Genomic DNA, 11,240 nt, shown 5'->3' with positions numbered 1-11,240 from the left:
GGTGGAAGATCAGCACTATTTCCGGACGATTCACCGAGATCGATGACCAGATCAACATACCCGGCTGCTTGTGAGTCCGGATTTGCGGTGATAAGGCAGGACCACCCTCCAAGTTCACGCACCTTCTCAGCCGCGCTCACCACCGATTTTGTCTCGCCGGAGCCGGAGAAGACAACGAGCATATCGCCGGAATCAAAGGCAGGGGTGATCGTCTCACCGATCACATAACAGGGGAACCCAAGGTGCATCAGCCGTATCGCAAATGCCTTGGCAACAAGCCCGGATCTCCCGGCGCCAGTGACATATATCCTCCTTCCGGAGAGGATCTCGGAGATGAACTGCCGTGATTCCTCCTCGTCAATCACCTCGGCAACACGGATGATCATCTCCGCCGTCCTGAGCATATAATCCGATATATTCACGCTATCCCCTGTCATATCTGATCACTTCTGGATCATGACGGGGTAAGAGGATATCGGTCATCCCCTGACCATCCCGATGCCAAGGAGGATCAGGGTGATCAGCAGCACCGGGGGGATCAGATACCTGCATATTCAAAGGATAAGATGCGGAATGAAACCTTTCAGCCCGCCCTTCTCCCTGAGCAGATGGGGATCGAGTATCCAGCCGAATGCAACTGCCATGAACAGTGCCGTCAGGGGAAGGCCAAAGGATCCCGCAGTCTCATCAAGAAGATCCAGCACCGGAAGACCAGTGCTCCTGTGGTTCCTCTATCCCTTCAGCAGACATGAGGAGAGGGGTCTCTCCTCAGAATACAAGAGTGTTACTGATATTCGACCGGCTGTGACTGCCGGGGAAGCCCGCCTTTGAAGTGCTGCTGTATCCGGGAATAGTATTCAGTCAGCCGTTCGTTCATCGTCGGCCTCACCTTCTCCAGAGCAGCTTCGAAGTGGCGGGTGGAGACGACTGTTACCCCCTCCCGCATCGCAAGCATTCCTGCCTCACGGCAGAGCCCTTCGAGATCGGATCCGACATATCCGGCAGTCCGGGCTGCAACTGTCCCGATGATCGCATCACGTGCCGGATCAGGGGACTGCTGATTGAACCGGGAGGCGAGATCGTGGATGAGTTTTCGGATCTCGCTCCTCTTCAATCCTGCCCCTTCCTTCTTCGGCATCTCAGATGCAGCTTCCCGGATTGCATCCGCGGTGATCTCTTTTCCTTCTCCGATTGACTCGAATATCTTCTCGATGCAGCCATATTCACAGCCTTCAAGGAGAGTGATGAGCTCTTCAATCGTTCCTCCTTCAATCGGCATGCTCCTCATATGGATCCAGAGGATTCTTTTCCGATCCTCTTCATCAGGCTCCCCGATATAGACGAGCCGATCGAACCTGCCGGGCCGGAGAAGGGCGGGATCGACAATATCCGGCCTGTTGGTTGCTCCCATCACGATCACATCGCGGATATCCTCGATCCCGTCGATTTCGGTTAGGATCTGGTTTAAAACACTCTCGATGGTATGATTGGAATCCCCGCCCCCGCGAGCCGGGGTGAGGGCATCCATCTCATCAAAGAGGATGATCGAAGGTGCCACCTGCCGGGCCTTCTTGAAGATCTCACGAACCGCCCGTTCACTCTCCCCAACCCATTTGGAGAGGAGCTGGGGTCCCTTGATCGGGATGAAGTTCGCACCCGACTCGGTTGCAACAGCCTTTGCGATCAGGGTCTTCCCGGTACCAGGAGGGCCATAGAGGAGGATACCTTTTGGAGACTGTATCCCAAGCTCTTCAAACTTCTCCCTGTCGGTGAGGGGAAGCTCGACTGCCTCCCGAATCTCCTGCCGTGCAGCAGCAAGGCCGCCCACATCGGCCCATGTGATGTTGGTTCCCTCCAGCATCACCTCACGCATCGCTGAGGGGAAGACCTCACGCTGTGCTTCGCGGAAATCATCCGCGGTCACCTTCAGTTTATCAAGTACTTCCTGTGGTATCGAGTCCTGTTCGAGATCGATCTCGGGCAGATACCGTCTCAGGGCACGGATCGCAGCTTCCCGTGCGAGGGCGGCGAGATCAGCCCCGACAAAACCATGTGTCCGGCCGGCAATCAGATCGATCCTGACACCTTCGTCAATCGGCATGCCACGGGTATGGATATTGAGGATCTCCTGGCGATCTGCATGCGGCGGCACCCCGATCTCGATCTCGCGGTCGAACCTGCCGGGGCGCCTGAGGGCGGGATCGATCGCATCCAGCCGGTTGGTTGCGCCGATCACAACAACCTGCCCGCGTTCCTCAAGCCCGTCCATCATCGTCAGCAGCTGGGCAACCACCCGCCGCTCCACCTCGCCGGTCACATCCTCGCGTTTCGGCGCAATTGAGTCAAGTTCGTCGATAAAGATGATCGAGGGCGCATTCTCGTTTGCCTCCTCGAAGACCTCGCGGAGCCGCTGTTCGGATTCGCCATAGTACTTCGAGATCACTTCGGGCCCTGCAATCGATATGAAGTTCGCACCCGACTCATTGGCAACAGCCCGTGCGATCAGGGTCTTTCCGGTGCCGGGAGGCCCATACAGCAGGACACCCTTTGGCGGCTCGATCCCAAGGGTCTTGAAGAGTTCGGGATGGCGGATCGGGAGCTCGATCGTCTCCCTGAGCCGCTGGAGTTCGTCTTTTAATCCGCCGATATCCTCGTAGCTGATCCGCTTCAGCCCCTCAAATCCGGGAACGGGCTTGTCGGATACGGTGATGGTGGTATTTCTGGTGATGATTACAGCATCCTCTGGTTCAAGGGAGATCACCTTGAACTCGATCAGCTGGGGGATCATCATCGCACGGATCGGAACCACATCGCCGATCGAAACCGGGTAGTTGATCAGACCCTGTGCGGCATGCTCCATATGAATGGTCAGGTGTGGGGGCAGGTTCTCGGGCGGCGCGATCACCACCTCTTTTGCCTCGATCACCGCCTCCACTTTAGAGATCTTCACGCGATCGCCGATGGTAACAGCCGCATTCTCACGGGTGAATTTGTCGATCCGGATCTTCTGCTGATCCCAGTCTTTCGCCATCGCACGCCAGACCTTTGCGAGCGTCTCCTTCTTCCCCTCGACTTTGATCAGATCGCCGGGGGAGACACGGAGTGCGAGCATCGTCTCTGGATCGAGGCGTGCCTTCCCTCCACCCAGATCTTCAGGATAGGCCGAATCGACCTTCAGGTACACTTCAGGCATTACTTTATTGTCAACGGTGCCCGGACATATAAGTAGTGTTTTTTCGATGCGGACGATCCTCTTTGACCCGGTGAATGGTGCTGCGGGAGATATGATCACAGGAGCCCTCCTTGCCGCTGGTGCTGATGAGGAGGCGGTGATCCGGGCGATGGCCTCACTTGTCGGAAAACCGGAGATATCACGGGTTTTGCGGTGTGGTATCGGGTCGACATACCTGAGGACGCATGCGGGGGAGAGTACCCGGACGCTGGATGAGGTCCTCACCCGCCTCAGGGAGGCTGATGCGACAGCCGGGGTAAAGGAGATGGCGGCGCGGATCTTTTCAAGAATCCATGATGCAGAGACCCGCGTCCATGGTGACCATGCCCATTTCCACGAGGTCGGAGCGGATGACGCGATTGCGGATGTGATCGGGGCATGCACCGCCCTCCTCTCACTTGCACCGGATGCTGTCGCAGTCCTCCCGATCCCGCTTGGCAGGGGGACGGTCAGGTCTCTGCATGGGATCATGCCGGTTCCGGCACCGGCAACTGCGTATATCCTTGAAGATTCAGGGCTTCTCACCAGAAGGACGGAGGAAGAGACCGGGGAGCTGGTCACCCCGACGGGGGCTGCACTTCTCGCAGAGTTCACGGCAGCCTTTCCGGGAGGAGACGAGAACGGCACCATCGCCGCAGTCGGGTATGGTGCGGGTACACGAGACCCAAAAGACCGTCCGAATGTCCTCAGGGTGATGATCCTTGAGAGCAGTGAGAGCCTCCCGACGGTGGATATCCTGGAGACGAATGTCGACGATGTCGATGGCGAGGTGATCGCCTATACGATCGCCCGTCTCCACCGCGAGGGTGCACGGGATGCGTCAGCCATTCCGATCATCATGAAGAAGGGAAGGCCCGGCCATCTGATCCGGGTGATCTGCCGCAGGGAAGATTCTGAGCGCCTTGCGGGCGTCATGGCAGAAGAGCTGGGAACGCTCGGAGTCCGGTGCATTCCGTCGGTTCACCGGTTCATTGCGGATCGGTTGGTGATCACCATCCGGATACCGGAAGGAGACGAGATTCCCGTGAAGATCGGGTACTCACAGGGAAAGATCATCTCCGTAAAAGCAGAGTTCGATGCTGTTGCTACCGCCGCTGAGCGGCATGGGCTGAGTGTCCGTGATCTGAAGAGGAGAGCCGAGGAGATCGCATACCGGGAGCTGGAAGGGTGGAGACAGGACGCGTAAGCACAGGCAGCCCGGATCTGGACCGGATCCTCGGTGGCGGCCTTGAGAGGCAGATGATCACCCAGATCTATGGGGAGCCGGGGAGCGGCAAGAGCACGCTCGCCATCATAGCGGCGGTTGCCACCCTGAAGGAGGGTGCCGGGGTCATCTTCTTTGATACCGAAGGATTCTCACCCGATCGGTTCGTCCAGATCTGCGGTGGCGAGGATGCCGCACCGGAACTTGCCACCCGTCTCTACCTGTATGAGCCGATCGATTTTGCCGAACAGGGGCTGATGATCATTGAATCACAGAAGATCTTCACAAAACAGAGGATCGGTTTAATCGTGATGGATTCGGCAACCGCCCTTTACAGATCAGAACTGGAGAAACGGGGCGATGTGCAGCGGATGCTTGGGAAACAGATGATCGAGATTCTGGCAATTGCGCGAAAAAACCAGGTTCCGGTCTTAATTACCAACCAGGTGTACATGGATCCGTCAACCGGCACATTCTCAGGTCTCGGCGGAACGACCCTGTCACACATCTCAAAGGCGATCATCAGGATCGAACGGAGAGACAGCACCCGCCGGGCGATCGTCATGAAGCATCGATCCCGCCCGGAAGGGGAATCATTTGATTTTGCCATTACAGAAGATGGGATCAGATCATGCTGATCTTTATGCAGAGATAAATCGGGCAGTATATCAATAAAAACGATTATCCGGGATAAATCCCGGAATTATCAATACTCGTTCTCTTCAGAGCTCGATCATCCCGATGAAGACGACTTCGGCGGGGCCGGTCATTGTGACCGTCTCATTAAAGCGGATCCTAAGCGGGCCACCCTTCGTCTCAACGATGCAATCGCTCTTAACATAACCGAGCTTGTGGGCAACCGCCGCAGATGCTGTAGCACCGGTTCCACAGGACCAGGTCTCGGCCTCAACACCCCGCTCGAATGTCCTGATCCTGAGAAGGTTCTGATCAACCTTCTCGACAAAGTTGACATTCGCACCCTTTGGGAAGGTGGGATGGTTCCGGATGGTTGGTCCAAGCTTCATCAGATCGATCGCCCCGATCTCATCGACAAAGACGACCGCATGGGGAACACCGGTATTGACGGCATAAACCTGATAGGTGCCGATATGCTCCGAGTAATCATCTTCGCCTGTCCCGGTTGCGGGGATTTTGCTCCTTGCAAATGCCGGGGTTGGCATTGTGATCGTTGCATAGAACTCATCATTCTGGTATCCAAGAGTAACCGGCATGATACCGGCGAGCGTCTCGACCGTGCTCTCCTTCTTGATGTAATCCTGATCATATGCATACCGTGCAAGGCAGCGGATCCCGTTTCCGCACATCTCTGCCTCAGATTCATCGGGCTGGAAGAGGCGCATTTTGACATCCGCAGATTCGGACTTTGAGATGAAGAGGACACCGTCGCCCCCGATACCAAACCGGCGGTCACAGAAGAGCATCGCAAAAGCGGCTTTCATCTCTTCAGGGATGATCTCGTTCTCCATCTCATCGATCAGGATGAAATCATTGCCATTTCCCTGTAATTTTACAAATTGTACTCCCATGAACATCTCCTCATGTAATCTTCTCATTTACCTTGTCCGGGGAGCTATAAAATGTATCATCCACGGAATCGAAGGGTGATCCGGCATCCGGATACCTCAGACACCGTCTTATCTGATCATCGAAAGATCCCATCCGAGATGATCCCTGATGATGAACGGGGCATATGACGGAGGGATCAGGCCTGTTTCCGTCACGATTGCATCGATATATGCTGCCGGCGTTACGTCAAAGACCGGATTTCGAACTCTTACAAAAGGGAGCTCAGATGCAAGATCTTCAGCAAGCACCTCAGAGCCCGGCCGCTCCTCGATCGGGATGGTATGCCCGGCGAGGGTGCGGGGTGCAAACTTGTAGGTCTCGGCAGCAACGATCATCCGGGTACGTGCCTCGTGTGCAGCAAGGGCGATCTGGGAGGTCCCGATCTTGTTTATGACACTCCCATCGGAACAGACTGCATCCGCTCCGGCGATCGCTATATCGACATCATTGATGAAGGCGCGGACAGCTGAATCGACGATATAGTGTGTTGGGATTTCATGCTGGTTCAGTACCCTGATTGTCAGGAGACCCTGGTTCCATGGCCTGACCTCGGTCGCATAGACCTCAATTTTTTTTCCCTGCCGCTTCGCCTCGATGATACAGGCGAGTGCCGCCTCTGAGTTGCAGTGGGTGAGGATCACATCTCCATCCCTGATCTGGTTCGCACCGATTGTGGCGATCATTGAAACAGCCTCTTCAGAGGACCGGATGAAGGCATCTGCATTTCTTTGGACAATACCGCGCGCATCTTCCGCATCTGCTGCATCCTCAAGGCCCCGCATGACGATATGAATCGCATTGGGGAGTGAGACGGCTGTCGGGCGGGTGGAACGGAGGAGGGCTGCTGCCCAGTTCATCTCTTCACAAAAAGCAGCCTTCACTGTTGTTTCTGTTGCCCCGGCATGGTCCCTGAGTGCTGCTGCTGCTGCACGCGCAATCCGTCCGGCACCCCGTATCTCCATCGAGCGGATGGCATCTGCTGTCCTGATCAGTGGCATATATCAATCGACGGTACTTATCATTGATAAAGGTGGCTTTTGGATGACGATCGCAGTAGTCTTTGACAGTGCCGGGACGCTCCTCCGTACCTACCGGGTTGCAAAAGAGATCTCGGCAGGAAAGATCATCGAGGAGATAGAGACAACCACTCTCACCTTTGATGATCCCGATCGAATCCTGGTGCTTCTCCATGTACACTCCGAGGATGTCATTAAAGCAGACAAAGACGAGCTTCTCTCTGCATTTCTCTGCAGGAAAAAAATTGAATTTGGCATATCCTGCGGGCGCCGCGTGATCACCCAGGATGAAGTGGCCGATATCCTCTATCATGAAGAGTATGCCGCTGTTGGCGATCTCCAGGAGACGATACGCAGTGTCTGGAACCGGTGCAGCCACATCAAGCCGGTGATAGCGATCAACTCGGGCGTGATCCTCAATGTCAGAAGCAGGATGATCGAATTCGCAATAACAGCCGGGGGAAGCCCGTTTCCCGGTGCGAAAGAGACGATCACCCGGCTCCACCAGATGGGGATCGCCACCTTCATCGCCTCAGGGGACAGGGGATCAAAACTTGAGCGGATGGGAGATTATCTCGGCATCCCGCATGACCGGATCTTCGGCGTTGCCACCCCGACGATGAAGGCGGAGATCGTACGGAGATTAAAAGACAATTATGATACCGTCCTGATGGTCGGAGACGGGATCAATGATCTCCGGGCGATGAGGGAGGCGGATATTGCCATCCTTTCGGAGCAGCAGCCCGGTGAGCGGATTGAAGCTCTGGAAGCTGCTGCCAACTATACGATTCATGAACTCAATGAAGTAATCTGTATTATTGAAGAGATTTTGCGATCAGATCCCGGGAAGACTGTTCACATATAAAGACTAATATGCTCCTTCTTCTACATACTACTCAAGAGGCTGCTTCATGAAACCCTTTATCTCAGTCGAAAACCTCTGCATGGACTTTAATGGCGCGAGAGTACTCAATAACATCAATCTTGAGATCTCAGAAGGTGAAACCGTCGGTATCATCGGCAGGAGCGGTGCAGGAAAGACCGTCCTGATTCACCTTATCCGTGGAATCGATCAACCGCCGACTGGGGGGCGGGTCATATACCACATCTCGAGGTGTGATTCCTGCGGTCGGATTGAGCTTGCAAGCAAGGCTGAATCCACCTGTTCCCGCTGTAATGCCGGAACCCTTCAGAAGAGAGATGTAGATCTCTGGAATGAGGACGATTCTACAAAACGCCAACTGATGCAGAGAACCGCGATTATGTTCCAGCGGACATTTGCGCTGTATGGAAACGACCGTGTCATCGAGAATGTCCTCAGGGCACTCGAAGATACCGGCTATCCCTCAGGAAAAGCAGTATCACGGGCCGCTGATCTCCTCGATGAGGTGAGGCTCTCGCACCGGATGATGCATATTGCCCGTGATCTCTCCGGCGGTGAGAAACAGCGCGTGGTTCTTGCGCGCCAGCTTGCAAAAGAACCTTTCCTCCTCTTCGCTGACGAACCAACCGCAACCCTCGACCCGAAGATGGCTCGTGTCGTTCATGAGATGTTGAAAGAGGCTGCAAGCTCCGCATCTATGGGGATGATCATCACCTCCCACTTTGCCCAGGCAATCAAGGATGTCGCGGATCGTGCGATCCTCATTGCAGACGGCGAGATCACCGCCACCGGAACCCCGGAAGAGGTTATCGCCACCTTCATGAAAGATCACCATGATGACGAGGTCTTTGCAGCACCTGAGTTTGGTAATGCCCTCATTCGATCTGAAAATTTAAAGAAGCGATATATATCCGTTGACCGGGGTGTGATCCGGGCCGTTGACGGGGTCGATTTTGAGATCCGGGAGAAGGAGATCTTCGGCATCATCGGGACAAGCGGTGCAGGAAAGACGACACTCTCACGGATTATTTCGGGGATCCTTGAGCCTACAAGCGGCAGGCTCGATATCAAGATCGGTGATGAATGGGTCGATATGACCCGTCCGGGATACCAGTTCCGTGGCCGTGCCAAGATGTACATCGGCCTCCTTCACCAGGAATACGACCTCTTCCCGCACAGATCCGTCCTTGACAACCTGACAGATTCGATCGGTCTTGAGTTTCCAAAGGAGCTTGCCATCAGGAAGGCGATGATCACCCTGAAGATGGCAGGCTTCACTGAAGAGAAGGGGCGGGCAATCCTGAACCGGCAGCCTGATTCCCTCTCTGAAGGGGAACGCCACCGTGTTGCGCTGGCACAGGTCCTGATACGTGAGCCGAAGATCATCATCCTCGATGAGCCGACCGGAACCATGGATCCGATCACAAAAGTCGATATAAAGCATTCAATTCTTCACTCACGTGAGGAGATGGACGAAACCTTTGTTATCGTCTCACATGACATGGAGTTTGTGCAGGAGGTCTGCGATCGCGCCGCACTGATGCGTGGAGGCAAGATCGTTGCTATCGGTCCGACACAGGAGATTATGGATCTTCTCACCGCAGAAGAACGCGACATCATGAACAAGGCTATCGCGGGAGAATAGCATGGTCAGGGTCACTCTGGATGGCACGGCAATCCAGGCAGATGATGGAGCATGCCTGAAGGATATCCTTCCCGATCATAACCCGGCATTATCCCTGGCAATCATCAGGCCCGGTGTCGTCTCTGAAGAGGTGACACGCCATTTTCGGATCACCACCACCAAAGGGGAGTTTGTTGCCGAGATCCCGGATGGCAGCGTGAGCCTTCCCGATCCGCATGATGCATCCTTCAACCCGGCTCTCCACTGGTCTGACCGGTACGCCGCGGCATTTGGGCCTTTTCCATCCGATTTCAAACCTTCACGCCGTCCTTCCCGGTATGCACGCGGAGATATCCTGATCGGGTGTGGAGGCTATGAAACACAACGCTCCTACCTGATCGTATCCAGAAAAGAGCACCAGGCAGATCACGGTGCAGCAGAAGGCGGAGGGATCATCGGCCGTGTTGTTGCCGGTCGTGGTGCAGTTGACAGGCTTGATACCGGGGATCGGATCACCGGGATCGAGCGGATGATCAGCTGGGCTGATAGCACCCATACGATTACGACAACCGATCTCTCCCTCCCTCTTGAAGAGGGGATGGAGATCATCTCCCATATCCGGATTCATGCAGACGGCTATTCCGGGGAGAATATTGATACCACGTTTGCTGATTCGGTGGATCACCTCCTCTTCTCCCTGCAATCCGGGATCTTCCATGCAGAGAGAACCACATCCACTCATTGCATGGATGCGCATCTCGGCCGCATGGATATCAGGCATGAACAGAAAGCCCCCCGGCGTGAAGGTGCGGTAACCGCACGGACGAAAGGGAAGCTCTCCGGTGCGATCTATATCTACCGCGATGATGTGGCAACGAGTCCGCACCACACCGTCATCGGGCAGGTGACTCATGGGATCGAACTCATCAGGCTGATCTCAGAGGGAGAATCATGTGCTGTTGTCTGTGAACCGGAGCGGTTCGATCTGCTGGGCATGCATCTTGGAGATGCCCTCTCATATGCAAAGAAACGGGGTATCTCTCTGAATGCTGATTCAGAGATCGCCAAACGGGTTATCATAAGCCAGGAGCCGGGCACCACCCTCCAGGTGCTGAAAGAGAAGCAGGTGGCCGTCACAACGATGGATCAGAATGATGTCATCGATGTCACGCTCTTTGATGAGATGGCCCCCCGCACCGTCGATATATTCCGCAGGTTCACAGGGCTGAAGAGGTACTCGATCGGCATGCTCCCGTTCTTCTTCAGTTTTGATGATGTCTGGCTGTTTGAACCGGATATCCCCGAGAAGATCAATATCATCCCGGAGAATATACCTGTTGGTTCTGTTCCGAAGCGCTCGCTTGGGATGACGAATGCATCCCGGAGAGGGGCCGGGCTTGTCGGGGTGCGTGACTCGGAGAATGCCGAGTTCGGCCCGACTGCTGAGCCTTTTGAGGGAACAAACATCATCGGAACCATGCACGATCTGGAGAAGCTTGGGAAGCTCAAGGAAGGAATGCCCGTCTATATCAGGGAGGTGAAGAGATGAAAGAGTACAATCCCGAGTATGTCGGCACCGAGACGAAATATGTCTTCGTCGAATCACCAACGACCACCCCGCAGGATCTTGCTATCGCCGCCTACGAGGTTGCGATGGGCATTATGATCAAGGAGACCTGTTTCGGGGTGCAGGT

The 11,240-nt window shown here is 55.2% G+C and carries 11 protein-coding genes; 6 read left to right on the top strand and 5 right to left on the bottom strand.

Going from position 1 to position 11,240, the window contains the following annotated elements:
* From QCH34_RS01545 to QCH34_RS01535, 3 genes are all read right to left on the bottom strand, one after another.
* Positions 1–422: SIS domain-containing protein (locus QCH34_RS01545; RefSeq protein ID WP_300328948.1), on the bottom strand; the 422-nt coding region annotated here is incomplete at its 3' end.
* Positions 423–554: 132 nt separating this feature from the next.
* On the bottom strand, positions 555–704 hold the full coding sequence (locus QCH34_RS01540; RefSeq protein WP_300328945.1) for a hypothetical protein: 150 nt from the start codon (positions 702–704) through the stop codon (positions 555–557).
* A gap of 80 nt (positions 705–784) precedes the next feature.
* A complete protein-coding gene (locus QCH34_RS01535) occupies positions 785–3,193 on the bottom strand; it encodes a CDC48 family AAA ATPase (RefSeq protein ID WP_300328942.1) in 2,409 nt (802 codons plus the stop codon).
* Between the two features lie 16 nt (positions 3,194–3,209).
* On the opposite strand from QCH34_RS01535, the gene larC reads away from it, so the two are divergent.
* Together larC and radB are read left to right on the top strand one after the other, a co-directional pair.
* A complete protein-coding gene (gene larC / locus QCH34_RS01530) occupies positions 3,210–4,418 on the top strand; it encodes a nickel pincer cofactor biosynthesis protein LarC (RefSeq protein WP_366898194.1) in 1,209 nt (402 codons plus the stop codon).
* On the top strand, positions 4,400–5,074 hold the full coding sequence (radB, locus tag QCH34_RS01525) for a DNA repair and recombination protein RadB (RefSeq protein WP_300328939.1): 675 nt from the start codon (positions 4,400–4,402) through the stop codon (positions 5,072–5,074). Before larC ends, radB begins: the two co-directional genes overlap by 19 nt.
* 84 nt (positions 5,075–5,158) lie before the next feature.
* Here radB and dapF read toward each other — a convergent pair whose 3' ends face one another.
* Positions 5,159–5,983 carry a diaminopimelate epimerase gene (gene dapF / locus QCH34_RS01520; RefSeq protein ID WP_300328936.1) on the bottom strand — a complete coding sequence of 275 codons (825 nt, stop codon included), beginning with the start codon at positions 5,981–5,983 and terminating at the stop codon, positions 5,159–5,161.
* Positions 5,984–6,091: 108 nt separating this feature from the next.
* The gene (locus tag QCH34_RS01515; RefSeq protein WP_300328933.1) at positions 6,092–7,021 is read right to left on the bottom strand and encodes a ribose 1,5-bisphosphate isomerase; all 930 of its coding nucleotides are present in this window, start codon (positions 7,019–7,021) and stop codon (positions 6,092–6,094) included.
* Positions 7,022–7,064: 43 nt separating this feature from the next.
* Here QCH34_RS01515 and QCH34_RS01510 point away from each other — a divergent pair, with 43 nt between their 5' ends.
* The 4 genes from QCH34_RS01510 to QCH34_RS01495 form a co-directional block, all read left to right on the top strand.
* Positions 7,065–7,904 carry an HAD-IC family P-type ATPase gene (locus tag QCH34_RS01510; RefSeq protein WP_300328930.1) on the top strand — a complete coding sequence of 280 codons (840 nt, stop codon included), beginning with the start codon at positions 7,065–7,067 and terminating at the stop codon, positions 7,902–7,904.
* Positions 7,905–7,950: 46 nt separating this feature from the next.
* A complete protein-coding gene (gene atwA, locus QCH34_RS01505; RefSeq protein WP_300328926.1) occupies positions 7,951–9,567 on the top strand; it encodes a methyl coenzyme M reductase system, component A2 in 1,617 nt (538 codons plus the stop codon).
* A 1-nt stretch (position 9,568) separates the two neighbouring features.
* The gene (locus QCH34_RS01500) at positions 9,569–11,095 is read left to right on the top strand and encodes a methanogenesis marker 3 protein (RefSeq protein WP_300328922.1); all 1,527 of its coding nucleotides are present in this window, start codon (positions 9,569–9,571) and stop codon (positions 11,093–11,095) included.
* Positions 11,092–11,240, top strand: a 149-nt coding sequence (locus QCH34_RS01495; RefSeq protein ID WP_300328951.1) for a DUF2102 domain-containing protein, incomplete at its 3' end; no start/stop codon positions are given. The genes QCH34_RS01500 and QCH34_RS01495, both read left to right, overlap by 4 nt.

Origin of the sequence: Methanocalculus sp. (assembly GCF_029762515.1) — an archaeon.
GTDB lineage: Archaea > Halobacteriota > Methanomicrobia > Methanomicrobiales > Methanocorpusculaceae > Methanocalculus.
Note: the sequence above shows the minus strand (reverse complement) of the source record. Positions and strands in the feature narration are given on the sequence as shown.